The organism is Clostridium moutaii (assembly GCF_041205085.1).
GTDB lineage: Bacteria > Bacillota > Clostridia > Clostridiales > Clostridiaceae > Clostridium_B > Clostridium_B moutaii.
Map to the genome: position 1 here is coordinate 172,379 of NZ_JBGEWD010000006.1, position 17,867 is coordinate 190,245.

Below are 17,867 nucleotides of genomic sequence, written 5' to 3' on the forward strand. Positions count from 1 at the left end.
ATCTTCAAGATACAAAAGAATCTTGTTTCCATACAACAACCTTTTTTTCTGCAAAACCTATGAGTTTGTTTATAAGTATTCCTAAAACAGCAATTGTAAGTGCTGCAGCAAATAACCTGTTAATTTGGAAATTAACTTCTGAGTTCAATACCATCCACCCCAATCCTGCACTTGCTCCTATCATCTCTGCTGCAATAAGCATTAAGAATGCATTCCCGGATCCCATCCTAAGTCCTGAAAATATACTCGGTGCAGCACCTGGTAAAACAACCTTATAAAACAGTTTTATTTTAGATGTACCCATTGCCTGGGCTGCTTTAATAAGCAGCGGGTCAATAGTTTTTACTCCAGTTATGGTACTGAACAATATAGGCCATATGGATACCCAAAATATTATAGATATTTTAGCCACTTCTCCAATTCCAAATAATAAAATAAAAACAGGAAATAGCGAAAAAGGATTGACCTGAGCCAAAATTTGAAGCAGTGGATCTAAATACTCTTCTAACTTTTTAAAACCTCCGGCAAGCAAAAATCCCAAAGGTACAGCCACAACTCCGGCAAGTAAAAATCCCACTGCAGCCCTCATAAGACTGACCCTAATATGAATAAACATTTCATGTTTTATTATAAGACTCACAATTGTACCTACTGTTTCCGTAAAGGTAGGTATAAATTGATGGTCGACTATTCCAAGTATAGGTGCCACCTGCCAGAAAACCAAGAATAAAATAATAGCTATACTTTTTCTGAAAGTCCTAATTAATACTTTGCCTGCATGCTTCTCATGTACTTTATTTTCCACATAACCTTTATTCTCTATATTCATTGATTACCATTCTCCTTTTTTGTCTGAATATTGAGTTTTTATAAAATATCCGAAAGCAAAATACAAAAAACACCAGAAACTTATCTCTACAAGAAATAAGTCTCTAGTGTTTCTAGTCAACTTTTTGTAATTCTGCGAAAAAACCTATATAAAATAAAAAACTTCCCTGTAAAGATAGAACACAAGAAAGTAATCTTTGTCTCTCATCTTTCAGATATATAATCTGCTGGAATTGGCACCGTTAAATAAATTTAGGTTGCCGGACATCATAGGGCCAGTCCCTCCGTCTCTCTTGATAAGAATTTTATTCAAATTATTTGATTATGTTACTTACTATACCAAATAATATATATATTGTCAAGAAATAAAATTAATTTTTTTATTTTTTTTCTACTTCATCAATTCCACTGCCTTTTCTATTCCCTCTTCTATGGTGCTGTACATCTGAAACACCTTTATCCCTTTTTCACGAAGCTTGATTACAGGTTCAAAGCCAATGCGCAATACAAGTACTCCATCACAATCCTCCACACATTTTATAATACCGGATATTCTATCATCATGCCCAGTACATTCCTGTGGACCTTTACAATATATCTCAACATTTCTTTTCTCATGAAATTTAATATTCTCTTTTAGTACATCATATATATACAGCTGGGATACATGTCCAAAATGTTCATCTATATAATCTCCTGAGCTGCTGGCCACGGCAAATCTATAGTCCCTGTTCTCCTTATCATCTATATGGATTTTCTCAGGCTTTTCAAGAGAAATTATATTCTTCCTGTAATCCCTGAACTGAGCTGATACATCTTTATTCAGGTTTCCTATGGCATCCGCCCTGCACTGCCTGCAATGATACATCTGTTTTAAATGGGGTTCGCATTTTTCTCTCATGTCCTTCAATTCAGATTCATTTACAGTATCCCTGTTTTCAAATACACTTCCCTTTACAGGTATGAGAGGCATTATATTGGTCATATAGGCACCACATTCTTTAACCTTTTTCACTATTTCAGGGATATGGGTATCATTAATTCCCTTTATCATCACAATATTAACCTTTGTCACAATACCTTTTCCAGCAATATATTTTAGTCCTGATAATTGATTATTCAGCAGTATCTTCCCTGCTTCCTCCCCTACAAAAGTCTTTCCCTGATAATTGACAAATTTATAGATCTTACCGCTTATTTTAGGATCAACGGCATTTATTGTTACAGTAACATGGGTAATCCCCAGCTTTATTATTTCATCAGCATAGACAGGGAGCATTAATCCATTGGTAGAAAGACAGAATGTAATATCCCTACACTCTTTTTTTATTAATTCTATGGATTTTTTTGTCTCTTCAAAATTTGCAAGTGGATCCCCCGGTCCCGCTATACCCACTACCGTCAAATTTTTTACTCTATCTTTTACTACCTTAAATTTATCTCGGGCTTCCTCGGGGGTTAGAATTCCACTTGTCACACCAGGTCTTGATTCATTTACACAATCATATTTTCTATTACAAAAATTGCAACTGACATTGCATTTCGGAGCTACAGGTATGTGCATTCTGGCATATTTATGGGCGGCGCAATTATAACATGGATGTTCTAATGTCCTCTCTTCAATACTTTTTGCAAAATTAACAGGCATATTTATTATCTCCTCTCTCTTATAACTTTAAATAAAAAGGCTAGATAAGCTTATTTTCAACTTATCTAGCCTCCAGTATTTCTGGTAAACTATATTTAAAAACATAGAATTTTTTATTTTAATAGTACAAAACAGTGTCAAACAACTTTTCCTTTATTTCATCAACCTTATCAAGTTTCTCCCAGGGCAAATCTATATCGGTTCTTCCAAAATGTCCATAAGCCGCTGTTTTCTTGTATATAGGCCTTCTCAAATCCAAATCTCTTATGATAGCTGCTGGTCTTAAATCAAACAGCTTATTTATAATTTCTATTATTTTCTCTTCAATAATTTTCTCCGTACCAAAGGTATCCACACTTATAGATACCGGTCTTGCCACACCTATTGCATAGGCAATTTCAACTTCTATTTTGTCTGCCACACCTGCGGCCACTAAATTTTTTGCTATCCATCTTGCTGCATATGCTCCTGATCTGTCAACTTTCGTAGGATCTTTTCCTGAAAAAGCTCCTCCCCCATGCCTTCCGTATCCACCATAGGTATCAACTATTATTTTTCTTCCTGTAAGTCCTGAATCAGCCTCTGGACCTCCTTTTACAAATCTTCCTGTAGGATTCACAATATATTTTGTATTAAAATCTATAAATTTTTCAGGTATCACTTTTTTTATGACCTCATCTATTATGTCCTTTTCAATTTGTTCATGTCCTATCCCTTCTTCATGCTGGGATGATATCAAAACTGTATCCACCCTTATAGGCTTTTCAGCTTCATATTCTACCGTAACCTGAGTTTTTCCATCCGGTCCCAGATAAGGAATAATTCCATTTTTTCTTACCTCAGCAAGCTTCCTTGAAAGTTTATGAGCCAATGATATGGGAAGTGGCAAATACTCTGGAGTCTCATTGGTGGCAAATCCAAACACCATTCCCTGATCTCCCGCACCAATTGCCTCAATAGTATCTTTCTCCCCTCGCTTGGCCTCCAGAGATTCATTTACCCCCAAGGCAATATCTGAAGATTGCTCATCTATAGAGGTTATAACAGCACAGTTGCTAGCATCAAACCCAAACCTAGAATTGTTGTACCCTATATCGCTGATAGTTTTTCTAACTATTTTAGGTATATCCACATAAGCTTTAGTTGATATCTCTCCAACTAAAAGCACTAATCCAGTATTTACAACTGTTTCGCAAGCTACTCTTCCATATTTATCCTGTTCAATAACTGCATCCAGAACTGCATCAGATATTTGGTCGCAAATCTTATCAGGATGTCCTTCTGTTACTGATTCCGATGTAAATAATTTACTCATTTTTATCACTCCAATTTATTTAAATATTTTTTATATACTACTTAGGTTTAAAATATAAACTTGCAATAAAATTTTTTAAGAGAATTTTACCTCTTTATTGCAAAACAACTGATATAAAATTACAAGCGCCAGTACCCATACTGGTATAACATAAAGAGCCACCCTTAGCACCGCCAATAGCAATCATCTGTATATGACGATTCTTCAAATCCTTTTTTAATGGCTGTTGTTCTAAATTTTTGCTCATTTCATACCTCCATAAAAAACTAATATAAAAACTCCCTACTTGAGAAAACATAGGAAGTTATATTTTTATGTTTCTCATCTTTCAGGATTCACCTGCTGGAATTAGCACCATTGATTGTGTAATACATAATCAGGTTGCCGGGTATCATAGGGCCAGTCCCTCCACCGCTCTTGATAAGAACTATCATATTCAATTTTAAATTTGGAATCAAAATAAAAAACTTCCTGCTGAGAAACCGCAGGAAGTTACATTTCCTCTGTTTCTCATCTTTCAGGTTTTTACCTGTTGGATTTAGCACCGTTGGTTATATAATACATAACCAGGTTGCCGGGCATCATAGGGCCAGTCCCTCCGCCTCTCTTGATAAGAAATTTTATATTTTAATTTACGAACTTTATAAACTAATTATATTTAATATATAATTTTTTAACTCTCTTGTCAATACATATTAAAATAATAATTTCAATATTGCCAGGATTATCCGGCAATCACTTCTTAATCATATAAATTTTTGCTGAAATATCTGTCTCCCCTGTCTGGAAATACAGTAACTATATTACCTCTATCTATAGTTTCAGCCAGTTTTAATGCTGCAGAAAGAGCTGCTCCTGAAGAAGATCCTACTATTAATCCCTCTCTTCTGGCAAGTTCCCTAACTGAGGAAAAAGCTTCATCATCATTCACTTTTATAACTTTATCCACTAAGTTTAAATCCATAGTGTCAGGCAAAAAATCATTTCCTATACCTTCAATAGCATAGCCGTGTTCTTCAGTGCCTCCACCAAGAGTAGAACCATCCGGATCAGCCAGTATAGCTTTTATATTACTATTCTTTTCCTTTAAATATTTTGCTATACCCGTAAAAGTTCCCCCGCTACCGGCCCCGGCAACAAAATAATCTATTTTACCCTTCAGCTGTTCATATATTTCAGGACCTGTTGTAATATAATGGGCCTTGGGATTATCTTCATTTTCAAATTGCCCCAATGATATGGAATTGGGTATTTCATTTAAAAGTTCCTTGGATTTTTCTATAGCTCCTCTCATTCCACTTTCCTCAGGAGTATGAACTATTTCTGCCCCAAGTGCTCTCATAAGCACCTGTTTTTCTATTGAAAACTTTTCTGGAACTGCAAATATTACCTTATATCCTCTATTTAATGCTCCTAGTGCAATTCCAAGCCCAGTATTTCCCGCTGTAGCCTCTATTATTGTATATCCCTGCTTTAATTTTCCCCTTTTTTCAGCCTGCTTTATCATATAATCGCCAATTCTATCCTTTACACTACCTCCTGGATTAAAATTTTCAAGCTTGGCATATATATTGACTCCATCTTTTAAATCAAATCTATTTATTTTTAATATAGGTGTTTCTCCTATCATTTCTTTAATATCATCAAAAACTTTCATATAAGATTCCTCCATTTAATACTTTTTAAATTTATTTATTATTTTTCAAATTCCGGAATTTTGAAAAATAAAAAACCTTCTGCCTCTTTACAGAGGCAGAAGGTTACTTCCGCGGTTCCACTCTGTTTAATAATATAATCGTAAAAATAACAAACAAAATACGATAAATAAAATAAAACTCTTATTGGTACAATCATACCTCAACATTTTAACGGTTGTATCCGCTGAAATCTACTTCAATTCAATTCAGTGCTCCAAGATGCACTTCAATTACTCTCCGCTAAAATTTCCTTGCACCCAATGGAAATTTTCTCTAAATAGCATCCTGTAATTTACTCTTCTTATCATTGCAATTTTTAATAAATTAATAATACTACATAAATCTAATTTAATCAAGTATTATTTTAGATAACTTCAACATACTTTTTCCACCTGAAAATTTTCATTTATCCACAGCCCTATAACAACAATATTTTTATATAGTTTCCTTATTATATCTACAGATCTTTTTATCTGATCCACATGTTGAAATTTATCCACTTTATTTGCAGCACAATCATAATGCCCTGCTATGAATACCATACTTGAGCCGTGTGAATTTAAAGATATATTCATCTTTTTATATAATGAATTCATAAAATCTTCATTTTGAAAACTAATCACTTTGTCAATTCCTGGTTCTGATATTATATCCACATATTCAACATCAAAATTGCTTCTTATCCAATTTATCGCAGGTAATTGCGTCCTTCCGTCCATACAGTTCAATAATGTACAAAAATTTTTACTCAATCACATACACCTCCTGCATATCAAATTTATATATTATAAAATATCACTGACCTTTAAATTCTCTGATATTATAAGTTCTGGTTCAGTATCTTTAATAACTTCATCTATGGTAATCCCCTGTGCTATTTCTTCCAAAAGCAGTCCTTCATCTGTAACCTTTATTACGGCCTCATCAGTAATAATTAAATCCACTGCTCTGACTGCTGAAATAGGTAAGGAACATTCTTTCTTTATCTTAGGAGAACCATCTTTTGCTTTGTGGATCATGGCGACCACCACTTTTTTAGTGCCTACCAGTATGTCCATAGCTCCTCCCATTCCAGGTACATATTTATCATCTCCATATGGAACTGCCCAATTGGCTATACTTCCCTCCGAATCCACCTCTAAAGCACCTAGTATAGTTATATCTACATGTCCACCTCTTAAAATCAAAAAAGCCGTATCCAAATTAACAATAGAACAACCGGGCAATGCAGTTATTGGTCCTCCACTAGCTCCACAAAAAAAGGGATTGTCTTCATTTTTTTTTACATTTGTTCCAAAGTTCAATACCCCGTTTTCGGACTGTAAAATAACATTTATTTCCTTGTCAATATGGTTTGCTGCTAAAGTTGGAATACCAAATCCAAGGTTTACTACCATTCCATCCTTTAATTCTCTGGCAGCTCTTTTTGCTATCCTATTTTTTATACTCATTTGAAATTCCCTCCACTTTTAAGTCATCCAATTACACGTAGGTTATTGTAATCTACTCCATACTTTTCTCATCTTACTCTGATATTGCTCATAACTGTATCCTACACATATTGCATCATTAAAAATTCCCGGCGTTTGAACCATCTCCGGTTTAATTTCACCGGCTTCAACTATTTCTTCAACTTCCACAATAGTAATATCTGCAGCTGCTGCCATTAGTGGACTGGCAGTAGGCGCACCACTATAAACAAGATTTCCCATTTTGTCTGCCTTTTGAGCTTTTATTATAGCTACATCTGCCTTTAAAGGAGTTTCCAATAAGTATTCCCTGCCATCCACTTCTATCTTCTTTTTACCTTTTTCCATCAAAGTTCCCACTCCTGTAGGTGTCAGCACTCCACCTAATCCAGCAGCAGCACATCTTATCTTCTCAATTAAGCTGCCCATAGGACAATACTCCACTTCTATTTTATTATCCACATATTGTTTTACAGCAGTAGGGTTAGTTCCTATATGAGAACCTATAAACTTTTTTACAAGCCCATGATCAAACAACAGTCCTATATCAAATCCTCCTCCTGGAAAAGAATTTGTTGAACATATAAGTGTCAAATCCCTTATATTAAGTTTTACCAATTTATCAACAGCCATTAATGGTGTATTGCTTCCGAGAAATCCCCCGATCATAATAGTTGATCCATTTTTAACATATTTTTTTATTGCTTCTTCCATATCTAAAAATTGCAGCATATTTATATTCCCCCTATAAAATAGACAACGCAAAATCAAACTTGTGTAATATGATTACACTAATTATTTTATTGTAAACGACTACTGCTTGTCAATATCTTATACTTGCTTATTTTCAAAATGAATTTTCGTTCAGCTTAATATAAGATTAAAAAGTCACTTTCATCATAAAATATGATTAAAGCGACTTTTATTAATTATTCCAAATTAATTTGGATAATTCAATCTTTCATCCGAAATACCTGTCAAAACCTCCCTGAGAAATTTATGGGCCCAATATTTTGCCATAGGAAGATTCATATCCAAATAATTTCCACAATCTTTTGCTGCAGCACCCGGTATATCCCCTTCAAAATTTGAAATAAACTTATACATTTCCACTAGCAAATCCACAATATCCCTGGATTTATAATCGCCCTGCAAAATCAAATAAAAGCCTGTCCTGCATCCCATAGGCCCAAAATATACGGTCTTAGCTCCATAGACACTATGGTTTCTCAAAAAAGTGGCACCCAAGTGTTCAACGGTATGAACTTCAGCAGTATTCATAACAGGTTCATCATTAGGACTTGTCATTCTTATATCAAATGTAGTTAAAATCACATCTCCAAATTTATCCTTCCTTGAAACATAAACACCCGGTTTTAATTTCAAATGATTCACTGTAAAGCTAGAAATCTTCTCCATTTAATATTACCTCCATAAATTCAATTATATCTTAGTATTCTATTAATAATTATATCACAATGGAAATATTTAATATATTCTATTTCAAATCTGGTTCTACATGTATAATTGCATATTTAATTTTAAATTCCTCATTTAACATATTTTCTATTTTCTCTGTAATCATATGACTTTCCAATACAGTCAATTTAAAGCTTACACCTATGACAATGTCAAGTAAAATATTATTACCGTGTACTCTTGCTTTTATATCTTTAACACTATTAACTCCTGGAACTTGTTTTATTTTTCCCACTATAATATCCAGTTGTTTGCTGTCAAATCCATCAGTTAAATTGTGGGCGGAATCCTTAAAAATTCCTATGCCTGTGTTAATTATTAAGATTCCCACTATTACTGCTGCCAGTGGATCTATCCAGGGCAAACCAAATCGTGAAGCTATAATTCCACAGGCAGTTCCAATACTAACCCATGCATCTGAAAGATTATCTTTTGCAGCAGCCATAAGAGATGAACTTTTAATTCTAATTGCTATACCTTTATTATACCTGTATACTATATATATCAATATGGTACAAAAAATAGAAACTACTGCCGATATCATATCCGGTGCCTTGGCTTTAAAAAATATGGTAGAACATATTGCATTATAAAAAACATCGGCTCCAACAGCTATCATTATTAAAGAAGCAACCAGAGTTGCTATAGTCTGAGCTCTTAAATGTCCGTAGGCATGGTCCTCATCAGCAGGCTTCCTGGATATTTTGAGTCCTATAATAATGGCAGATGATGCAATTATGTCCGTGGAATTATTAATACCATCTGCAAAAAGTGCCTTGGAATGAAAAAAGTATCCCATACTAAGTTTTAATACTGATAGAAATATATAGGCTATAACACTTACTCTAGCTCCTTTTTCTGCAACCTTGAGATTCTTATAATCCTCTTCCATTTGATTTTCTCCTGTGAACCCATAAAAACTATATTTTTAAAGCGTTATTTGATTCTATTACCTTTATTATATCTAAAAGTGTCTTATTTACCGGAGTATCTATTCCATATTTTTCTCCCAACTCACATACAGTTCCTGCAAATATGTCTACTTCAGTCTTTCTGCCATATTCCACATCCTGACACATTGAGGTATTGCTGTCATAGGGCATGGTCTTCAACACTTTATTCCAATTTTTAATGTCATCTTCATTCAGGTCAATTCCAATTTTTTGAGATAATCTTACAACTTCCCACATAGCTGATTCCATTAGTTCCCTTGCCTCTTTCACGGTTTGAAATATTCCATATGTCCCTCTGAGTATTGCTGAAGTTTGATTTATCCCTACATTTACCATAAATTTATACCATAGTGAACGCATCATATTTTCTGGAATATTATAGGGTATTTTCGCTCTATCAAAAAGCTCTTTTACCCTTTGCACTTTTTCCGAATAAGTTTTATTTATTTTTTCACCAAAAATTATATTCCCATAGCTGGAAAAATTAACAATATTTTCTCTGCGGTTCCCGTCAATAGCAATGCATAGGGCATAAAGCATTTTATCCATTCCGTATTTTTCACCTATTATCTCCTCACTGGTAATTCCATTCATAAGAGATATTATAATTGTATTTTCCCCTACTTGATTTTTCATATCCTCAATAGTTTGATAAAGTTGATTTGCCTTTACCGAAACAACAACCAAATCTGCTGGTTCGGTTTTTTCCTCCGGATCTATATATGTAAAGTCATATCTTTTGCCATTTATTATAAATCCATTCTTTCTATATCTTTCAGCCCTTTCTCCACCTGCTATGACTTTTAATCCTGCTGGATTCAAATCATATAATTTACTATTATATGCACAGCCAATAGCCCCCAATCCTATGGCAGTTATATTTTTTATACTATTCATAATGCATTCCCCTCCATTCAATATTTACTATATTACATTTACAATAATATAATAAATCATATATAAATAACAATATCCCCTCAGTTAATTTATTTCTATTTTCACCTTGCTTCCTCCCATTCCAGCCTCAGCCGGAGATACTACAAGTTTTACAGGCATTCTTTCTTTGATAACTTCCAAATGGCTTATTATCCCTATTGATAATTTGTCATTATGAATTTTTTCCAGGGAATCCATAACTATTTCAAGTAAATTATCATCTAGAGTACCAAAACCTTCATCTAAGAAAAACAGTTCCAAAGGTGCTGTACCCTTTAACTGTATTTGAGCAGATAAAGCCAATGCCAAAGCTAAAGATGTTACAAAAGTTTCACCTCCTGACAATGTGGAAGCGTCCCTTTCTTTACCACCATTTTTATAATCTCTAATAAAAAATCTTCCATCCGCATCAACTTCTAATCCATAATTTTCACAGGTAATTTCCCTCAGTTTTTTATCTGCTTCCAGAGATATATATTTCAATTGATTTCCAGCCACAAACTCCACAAATTTTTTACCTTTAAATAATTTTTCCAGATCATCTAAAAGCCCTAATTTATGTTCCATTTTTTCCTTTTTTTCTAAAAGAACCTTTAACTCTGATAACTTCATATTTATAGAATTTACTTCTTGATTTAATTTTATTTTGCCTTCATATAATTTCTTTAACTCATTATTCTTTTCATTTTTATCATGCTGCATTTGGATCCACTGACCTTCTGTTAAAGTTTTACCTTCTGTATTTTTATAGAGGTTTTCTATGGTGCCATTTAATTTAATAAGGGAATCCTTATACTCCTGTATTTTTTCCTTTAATCTATTCATCTCAAGCCTATTCATAAAAAACTTTTTAACTTCACTTATGTCTTTAAATAATTGTTCCTTCAGGGCTTTTTCCAGACTTTTTCCCTCTCTTAAATTTCTTTCATTTAAATTGACTAAACTGCTCTGGGCAGCTATTATCTTATTATTATATATATCATAATCCTTCTCTATTTCTTTATTATTTTTTTCTGCTATTGCATATTCACTTTCTATCCTTTCTATGGACTCAGCTAGCTCTTTATTAAGATCTTCTAAATCCATTGTCTGTCCTACTTTATTTTTTATGCTATTTTCTTTTTCACATATATTTTTGTCTGTTTCCTGAAACTTTGCCTGTTTTTCACTTAACTTTTCTTTTAAATCTGTTATCCTGCTATTAAGTTCTTCTTTTTCATTCCGTTTTATATCTAAATCATTTCTAAATTTCCTTATTTCACTTTCCAGCTTAACTCTTTCTTTTTCTTTTTCACTTATTTCATTTGACTTGATCTTAAAATCCTCCACTGATAATTCAACTTTTAATGCTGACAATTGGTCTTCCATTATTTTTAGTTTTTCTTCCTCTGTATTTAAATCTCGTTGTAATCTTGTCAATTGAACTCTATTTTGATCTTGTATAGTAATTTCTCTGCTGTAATCAATGTCCATAGAAGTTTTTCCATCTTTTAAAATTTTAATTTTTTCCTCCAGAATGCTTTTTTTGTTGTTAAATTCGGTTACATTACATTTTAACTTATAAAATTCATTCTGGAGAATATTTATTGAAGTCCCTTTAAATTCCTCTCCTAATTCTTTAATACTTTTCTGATTTTCTTTTATATTTTCTTCTTCAGATAAAATATTTGTCTCCATCTTTATTATTTCTTCAGTTAATTCCCTGCTTTTATTTTCTTTTTGACTTAAATCAATTTTTAGTTTTTCTAAACTACTGGTGTCAATTATATTGAAGCTTTCCACATGATGATATGCAGAACCACACACAGGACATGAATCACCCTCCGACAGGGTATTTCTTAGAATATTTGCCAAATCATCCTTTTTAAATTTCTCCACCTTTTCATTTATTTCTTTAATTTCACGTTCCAAATCGGATTTTATACCAAACTTATTCTTCAATTCTTTTTTTAAATTTTGAACAATATTTTTGCTTTTATCTGCGGAATTTTTATAATCCCCATATCTATCCCATTTACTTTTTGCAGAAGATAATTTAGCCTGAAAAACAAGTAGAGTATTTTCATCTCCGGGGCACATTTCCAGCAGTTTATTCAATTTTCTCGTATTATCCTCTAATAACTTTTCCTTTTCTTTAATATTTTCTAATAATATTTCGCCTTCATTACGTGCCTCTTTCATATTCATCCGGCAATTTTCTATATCTTTACACAGGTCATTTTTTTTGTCTGTGATATTTTCATAATTAATTAAGATAATCATTCCCTTATTTATTTTTCTTTTATACTCTTCAGGGATTTTCAAAATTTCCATTGTCTCTTCTTTTTTTCTGACATTACTCAATAGCTCTTCAATATAATTTTTATTGTTTATCATTTCATCATTTTTATTTTGTAAATTTTTCTTCAAATATTCAATATCTTTCTTCAACAACTTTTTTTTCTGCTGTAATTGGTTCAATATTATTCCTTCTTCAACAGCATCGGCAATTTTTTGTTGTTTTACCCTTAATTCTGGCAGCTCTTTATCTTTTTTGCCCCTGATTTCATTTAATATTATCTCTATTTTATTTTTATTTTCTCTTATAACATCTATTTTATTATTTAGATTTAGCAGTTCCTTTTTTATAGTCTTCATTTGATTAAGTGTATTTTCAAAGTTATCCATATAGGGTTTGACCTTTAATGCTCCTTCAGCCAACCTAACCTTTTTTTCACATTCATTTACTTGACCTTCTTTTTCTCTTAATAGCTTGCGTTCATTGACTTTTTCATCTAATTCCAATTGAAGTTTCCATAATTCTTTTCCATCATTAAATTTTTGTTCCATGACATTATATTCTATTTTGCATCTGCCATATTGTTTTTCTATCCCTTTCAGTTCTTTAGACTTTTCTTCCAAAGTTTCTCCCCCAATGCCTTCATAACCCTTTAGTTGGCCCTGCAGCACACTGGCCTTTTCCCTTTCTTCTTTACTTTTTGCACTCAATTTAAATGATAGATCATCTCCATATCTTTGAAGACTGAACAATCTCTCAAGCATATTTCTTCTGTCTTTTCCCTCTAATTTTAAAAATTCACTAAATCTCCCCTGGGGAAGTACCACAGTTCTAGTAAAATCCTCCAGCTTAAGGCCCAATATTTCTTCACACTTTTCGGTTACATTCTTAGCTCCTTCTTCCAATACTTCTTCTGATTTACCAGTAACATCCATTATTCTGGCTGATTTACTTCTCACTTTTCCAGTTTTATTTTCTCTCCTAAATTCTCTCTCTACTCTATAGGTTTTTATTTTCTTTTCAGATATTTCAAATTCATAGCTTACATTGAGGCTATTACAATTTACGTTCATAAAATTAGAGCTTTTTCTTGCTACTTCACCATATAAGGCTAAAGTAATTCCATCAAGTACAGTAGATTTTCCGCTGCCAGTAGGCCCAAATATACCAAATATACCTCTGCTGGTCAATTTTTTAAAATCAATTTCCTGAGTTTCCACAAAACTATTTAATCCTTTTATTTTAAGGTTAATTGGTTTCATTGCTTTCTCCCTCCTTAATAATAGATAGTAACAAATCTATTACCTCTGACTGAGGTTCAACCTTTCTTTCTTTTAAGTAAAATTCCCTGAAAATCTCTTCAAAAGATTTATGTGAAAAACTATTTACATCTATATTTTCATTGCTCTTGTTTTTTATTTTTGGAACAATCTCCAGTATATCTTTTTTTGTAGTTTTCATGAATTTTATTTCATCTTCTCTTATATATCTATCAGAAGTTACCTCTATATAAACCCAGCAATTTTTTCCTTTATTTTCATCACACTTTTCCATGGCCTCTTCAATACTTTTGCATTTCCAAACTTCTATAGGCTTATATACTTTAAATTCAACTTCTTCAACTCTGCAACCCTCTCCCGCTTTCACATCTACAATAAAACATTTTTTCTTAAAATTAATTTCTTTTTTATTATATTGAATAGGTGAACCTGAATATCTTGCCCTTCCGTCAGTCCCAGGCACTATTTGAGGTTTATGAATATGTCCCAATGCAATGTACTGGGCATTTTCAGGAAAACAGCTTCCATCTACAATAAAGCTTCCTCCCAACTGAACATTCCTTTCGGAACCCGCCTCATCACTTCCCATTGCAAATAGATGAGAAACCGCAATATTTATAGTATCCTCCCTATAATTTTTACTCAAATTATCAAATAATATTTTAATTCTGTCACTGTATGATTTTACCTTGTCTCTTTCCTCCTCCATTTCATCATATAAAACTTCATTCAACCTTTTTTCACTAGGATATGGCACTGTAATAATAACAGCTTTTTCTCCATTTATTTCAACCTCAATGAAACCCTCACCGGAATTAATAACCTTATGTTTACCATAATTGCCACAAGGTATTATTGATTTTGGTGTACCTACCATTATAATTCCATGATCCCTTGCCAGAGGCCCTGCTGCCACCAGTCTATCCGGATTATCATGATTCCCTGCTATAACTAAAGTTATTCTTTCTCCATTTGAAGACAATTTTTTTAACGTATCATAAAAAAATTTTTCAGCCCTGGCCGGCGGATTAGCATTATCATAAATATCTCCTGCAATAATTATCAAGTCTATATGGTTATTTTGAACTATTTTTATAAAATCTTCAAGAAAGGCCTCTTGTTCATCCATACGGCTGTATCCCTCTAAATTTTTACCCAGATGCCAATCGGAAGTATGTAAAATCCTCATTGATTTCTCCTCCAAATCAAATAATATAATATTTATATATTGATAATTATAACATAATGAACAGATAGCCCTGATATTTAAAGCGGTTGCTTCAAAATAAAATTTTGAAACAACCGCTTTAGCATCCTTGGGGATGATTTTACATATTAATACTTTTTTAAAACAAAACTAAATTTCCTTCTTCATCAAAAACCTTTGTAATATCAGTTCCAGAAATTTTATATTCAGGTGGAACTTCAGGCAATAGTGCTGAAGATACATATACCTGTGAAAGTTCAAGAGTGCTATCTATCAGCATAATACGTGCTGTTTCCTGATCTACAGCCCGTCCACAAGTTTGTAATCCTATTCGAATTGCCTCTTTATCTGTAGGAGCTACTACTGGGATAAAACAACGTTCCAAGAAACCAGATGTTATAGTATTCATATAAGTTTTTTGAATATCCACTTTATCATAAAGTCTGCGTGTAGTTACATCGGCAATACCCATGCCCAGAGCATTTCCTTCGGATTCATCTGTCAAATCCAGTATGACAATTCTACTTGCAGTACCCTTATCATCAGGTATACCATTAATTCTCATACGTCCAATTACATTTGGATCCATTCCAACACCAGAAATATTCTTTCCCATTTCTTTAATTACTAAAACATCTAAATTGTTTAAGGGCAATTTAGCTAATAATTTTTTTGAATACTTGAGAAGCTCTGCATCTCTTTCAAAAATATTTCCTGCATTTAAAACTTCTACAGCTGCTGTCATATCTTTTTTATTTTCAACAATAGCTACAGCAGCCAATAATGGAATATGTTCCAATACTTTTTTAGCTACTTTGGGAATCAGATTTTTAAGCCCGCTGGCACCATGCTGGTGTACTGCTTCTGCCTGAGCTTGTTTTCCTATTCCAATAACCAGCATTTTTACAACTCCGCTCTCATGTTCACCATGAAAATCAGTATGAGCTTTAACCCGGTTCACTGGAACTATATAGTCCAGCTCCAGTACCTTTTTATCCACATAAACTGGCTGTTTACCAATATGATCAATAGTTGCAACTTCCATGTTTGACACTATTGGAACTCCAAGTTCCTTTTCGTTGATACCATAATGATCCAGAATTGAACGCTGTCCTTCTGCCGTTGCACCTCCATGGCTTCCCATGGCAGGTAGAACCACTACATCAGCTCCATGTGCTTTTAAATTAATTATTACATGTTTTATAATCAGCTGAATATCCCGTATACCTCTGCTTCCAGCCAGCACACCGACTTTTTTTCCTTTAACATCTTTTCCTGCAAGTTCCCTGTCTATTCCATCTTTAACTGTTTCAATTATTTCTTTTTCTGATAAACAGCTGCAACTTTCTTCAGTAACTATTTTATGAATTACCGGCATTTTTATATCAAGCATAATAAGCCTCCTTATAAGAATAAATTTCAAATTATATTATGCATAAAATCGCATCGTTCATATAAGCTGCGTAAACCCTTTGTACTATTTGAAGTTTTTATATAAGTCCAACAAATCTTTCTTTTTGTATACCATACAGTTTTAAATTATATTATCAATACCATCTTACATAATTTTTCTAAACTACACCATTTTCAGTTTCAATATTTTTAGCATCTTTGGCATCACCAGCATCGTCTTTTTCTGCTCTTTTAGCCCAGTAAGTTGCCAATGTAGATCCTGTAACATTATGCCAAGCACTAAAAATTGCACCTGGAATAGCAGCTAAAGGATTTAAGTTCATTAAAGCCAGAGTAACCGCAAGTCCTGAATTTTCCATACCTATTTCAAATGCAATTGCTTTGGATTTACGTTTGCTGAGTTTGCCCAATCTGCGAGCGGCATTATATCCCAGGAATAATCCAGTTGCATTATGAAGTGCTACTGCTAAAAAGGCCATAAATGCTACACTGGCAAGGTTTGCAGCATTAACAGCAACACCTGTTGTTATAATAAACATAAGTGCAATTGTAGATACTACAGGTACAAACTCCACAACTTTCTGCACTGGTTTATCCGCAATTCTACGAATTAACACTCCCAGAAAAACGGGAACAACCACACTTTTTACAATACTAAGAAGCATTGATCCTGCATTTACCTTAACCATTGAACCTGCAAGCATCAAGAAAATTGCTGGTGTAAGAATAGGTGCCAGAACAGTGTTTACACTTGAAACAGTAATTGAAAGTGCCTCATCCCCTTTTGACAAAAATGTCATAAGATTTGAAGCAACAGCACTAGGACAACATCCAACTAAAATAAGTCCGGCAGCTATAGGAGCTGGCAAATGCAACACTTTTGATATTGTAAATGCAACAAAAGGCATAATAAGATAACGTGGTACGACGCCCCAGAGTACATCAAGCGGGCGAGAGAATACCAGTTTAAAATCATCAGTTGTCATGGTAAGACCCATACAGAACATTACAGTTCCCAAATAGTAAGCAGTATAAGCACTTAAAGGCTTAACATGAGCTGGAAATATGAAAGATAAAATTGAACCGATAACCACCCACACCGGAAAATATCCAGTAATTAATTTACAAATCTTTTTTATCATTTTTTTAATCTCCTTTTTAATGTTTTTTCAGTAAAAGTTTTTGTATATACTTTTCTATTCTCACATCACCCCCTTTTCATCTGCTTTAAAAATTGATAACTCAAAAAAATAATTGATATTTTATAAATCGTTTTCAAGGGTTTATCCAGTATACCTATTTATATCTGCTATGAATTAGTATAAAAATAATATTCTTATTTTTCCTGAAGAAGTTTTAATTAA

The 17,867-nt window shown here is 33.1% G+C and carries 15 protein-coding genes and 3 riboswitches; all 15 genes read right to left on the reverse strand.

Annotation, left to right across the window (positions count from 1 at the left end; genetic code table 11):
* Nucleotides 1-4: 4 nt before the first annotated feature.
* The 15 genes from AB8U03_RS08325 to AB8U03_RS08395 all read right to left on the reverse strand — a co-directional run bounded on the left by AB8U03_RS08325 (nucleotide 5) and on the right by AB8U03_RS08395 (nucleotide 17,645).
* Complete coding sequence (locus AB8U03_RS08325; protein ID WP_369704083.1) at nucleotides 5-829, reverse strand: ABC transporter permease; 825 nt, start codon at nucleotides 827-829, stop codon at nucleotides 5-7.
* 200 nt (nucleotides 830-1,029) lie between these two features.
* A riboswitch (SAM riboswitch) is annotated at nucleotides 1,030-1,131 on the reverse strand.
* A gap of 88 nt (nucleotides 1,132-1,219) precedes the next feature.
* A complete protein-coding gene (gene nifB / locus AB8U03_RS08330; protein ID WP_369704084.1) occupies nucleotides 1,220-2,476 on the reverse strand; it encodes a nitrogenase cofactor biosynthesis protein NifB in 1,257 nt (418 codons plus the stop codon).
* Nucleotides 2,477-2,594: 118 nt separating this feature from the next.
* Nucleotides 2,595-3,791, reverse strand: coding sequence for a methionine adenosyltransferase (metK, locus tag AB8U03_RS08335; protein WP_369704085.1), 1,197 nt, complete (start codon nucleotides 3,789-3,791; stop codon nucleotides 2,595-2,597).
* A 94-nt stretch (nucleotides 3,792-3,885) separates the two neighbouring features.
* On the reverse strand, nucleotides 3,886-4,038 hold the full coding sequence (locus tag AB8U03_RS08340; RefSeq protein WP_369704086.1) for a hypothetical protein: 153 nt from the start codon (nucleotides 4,036-4,038) through the stop codon (nucleotides 3,886-3,888).
* Nucleotides 4,039-4,109: 71 nt separating this feature from the next.
* Nucleotides 4,110-4,218: riboswitch (SAM riboswitch) on the reverse strand.
* An 80-nt stretch (nucleotides 4,219-4,298) separates the two neighbouring features.
* Nucleotides 4,299-4,408, reverse strand: a riboswitch (SAM riboswitch).
* 125 nt (nucleotides 4,409-4,533) lie between these two features.
* Nucleotides 4,534-5,448: a PLP-dependent cysteine synthase family protein gene (locus AB8U03_RS08345; protein ID WP_369704087.1), complete on the reverse strand. Its 915-nt coding sequence runs from the start codon at nucleotides 5,446-5,448 to the stop codon at nucleotides 4,534-4,536.
* 414 nt (nucleotides 5,449-5,862) lie between these two features.
* The gene (locus AB8U03_RS08350; RefSeq protein WP_369704088.1) at nucleotides 5,863-6,240 is read right to left on the reverse strand and encodes a carbonic anhydrase; all 378 of its coding nucleotides are present in this window, start codon (nucleotides 6,238-6,240) and stop codon (nucleotides 5,863-5,865) included.
* 33 nt (nucleotides 6,241-6,273) lie between these two features.
* Nucleotides 6,274-6,939: a 3-oxoacid CoA-transferase subunit B gene (locus tag AB8U03_RS08355; RefSeq protein WP_369704089.1), complete on the reverse strand. Its 666-nt coding sequence runs from the start codon at nucleotides 6,937-6,939 to the stop codon at nucleotides 6,274-6,276.
* A 42-nt stretch (nucleotides 6,940-6,981) separates the two neighbouring features.
* Nucleotides 6,982-7,689 (reverse strand): CoA transferase subunit A, encoded by a 708-nt coding sequence (locus AB8U03_RS08360; protein WP_369704090.1) that lies wholly within the window; start codon nucleotides 7,687-7,689, stop codon nucleotides 6,982-6,984.
* A 207-nt stretch (nucleotides 7,690-7,896) separates the two neighbouring features.
* A complete protein-coding gene (locus tag AB8U03_RS08365) occupies nucleotides 7,897-8,376 on the reverse strand; it encodes an S-ribosylhomocysteine lyase (protein ID WP_369704091.1) in 480 nt (159 codons plus the stop codon).
* 79 nt (nucleotides 8,377-8,455) lie between these two features.
* Nucleotides 8,456-9,328, reverse strand: a complete 873-nt coding sequence (locus tag AB8U03_RS08370) for a cation diffusion facilitator family transporter (RefSeq protein ID WP_369704092.1) — start codon at nucleotides 9,326-9,328, stop codon at nucleotides 8,456-8,458.
* A gap of 28 nt (nucleotides 9,329-9,356) precedes the next feature.
* The gene (locus tag AB8U03_RS08375) at nucleotides 9,357-10,286 is read right to left on the reverse strand and encodes a ketopantoate reductase family protein (RefSeq protein WP_369704093.1); all 930 of its coding nucleotides are present in this window, start codon (nucleotides 10,284-10,286) and stop codon (nucleotides 9,357-9,359) included.
* Between the two features lie 84 nt (nucleotides 10,287-10,370).
* Nucleotides 10,371-13,865 carry an AAA family ATPase gene (locus AB8U03_RS08380; protein ID WP_369704094.1) on the reverse strand — a complete coding sequence of 1,165 codons (3,495 nt, stop codon included), beginning with the start codon at nucleotides 13,863-13,865 and terminating at the stop codon, nucleotides 10,371-10,373.
* Nucleotides 13,852-15,072, reverse strand: coding sequence for an exonuclease SbcCD subunit D (locus AB8U03_RS08385; protein WP_369704095.1), 1,221 nt, complete (start codon nucleotides 15,070-15,072; stop codon nucleotides 13,852-13,854). The genes AB8U03_RS08380 and AB8U03_RS08385 overlap by 14 nt, the downstream gene beginning before the upstream one ends.
* Nucleotides 15,073-15,229: 157 nt before the next feature.
* Nucleotides 15,230-16,483 carry a nickel pincer cofactor-dependent isomerase, group 22 gene (locus AB8U03_RS08390; protein WP_369704096.1) on the reverse strand — a complete coding sequence of 418 codons (1,254 nt, stop codon included), beginning with the start codon at nucleotides 16,481-16,483 and terminating at the stop codon, nucleotides 15,230-15,232.
* 178 nt (nucleotides 16,484-16,661) lie between these two features.
* Nucleotides 16,662-17,645, reverse strand: a complete 984-nt coding sequence (locus AB8U03_RS08395; protein ID WP_369704097.1) for a bile acid:sodium symporter family protein — start codon at nucleotides 17,643-17,645, stop codon at nucleotides 16,662-16,664.
* Nucleotides 17,646-17,867: the final 222 nt, after the last annotated feature.

Bases quoted from the DNA above. Each gene is read 5' to 3' on its own strand.
- AB8U03_RS08325 (WP_369704083.1), bottom strand. From the start codon at position 829: ATGAATATAGAGAATAAAGGTTATGTGGAAAATAAAGTACATGAGAAG.
- nifB (WP_369704084.1), bottom strand. From the start codon at position 2,476: ATGCCTGTTAATTTTGCAAAAAGTATTGAAGAGAGGACATTAGAACAT.
- metK (WP_369704085.1), bottom strand. From the start codon at position 3,791: ATGAGTAAATTATTTACATCGGAATCAGTAACAGAAGGACATCCTGAT.
- AB8U03_RS08340 (WP_369704086.1), bottom strand. From the start codon at position 4,038: ATGAGCAAAAATTTAGAACAACAGCCATTAAAAAAGGATTTGAAGAAT.
- AB8U03_RS08345 (WP_369704087.1), bottom strand. From the start codon at position 5,448: ATGAAAGTTTTTGATGATATTAAAGAAATGATAGGAGAAACACCTATA.
- AB8U03_RS08355 (WP_369704089.1), bottom strand. From the start codon at position 6,939: ATGAGTATAAAAAATAGGATAGCAAAAAGAGCTGCCAGAGAATTAAAG.
- AB8U03_RS08360 (WP_369704090.1), bottom strand. From the start codon at position 7,689: ATGCTGCAATTTTTAGATATGGAAGAAGCAATAAAAAAATATGTTAAA.
- AB8U03_RS08365 (WP_369704091.1), bottom strand. From the start codon at position 8,376: ATGGAGAAGATTTCTAGCTTTACAGTGAATCATTTGAAATTAAAACCG.
- AB8U03_RS08370 (WP_369704092.1), bottom strand. From the start codon at position 9,328: ATGGAAGAGGATTATAAGAATCTCAAGGTTGCAGAAAAAGGAGCTAGA.
- AB8U03_RS08375 (WP_369704093.1), bottom strand. From the start codon at position 10,286: ATGAATAGTATAAAAAATATAACTGCCATAGGATTGGGGGCTATTGGC.
- AB8U03_RS08380 (WP_369704094.1), bottom strand. From the start codon at position 13,865: ATGAAACCAATTAACCTTAAAATAAAAGGATTAAATAGTTTTGTGGAA.
- AB8U03_RS08385 (WP_369704095.1), bottom strand. From the start codon at position 15,072: ATGAGGATTTTACATACTTCCGATTGGCATCTGGGTAAAAATTTAGAG.
- AB8U03_RS08390 (WP_369704096.1), bottom strand. From the start codon at position 16,483: ATGCTTGATATAAAAATGCCGGTAATTCATAAAATAGTTACTGAAGAA.
- AB8U03_RS08395 (WP_369704097.1), bottom strand. From the start codon at position 17,645: ATGATAAAAAAGATTTGTAAATTAATTACTGGATATTTTCCGGTGTGG.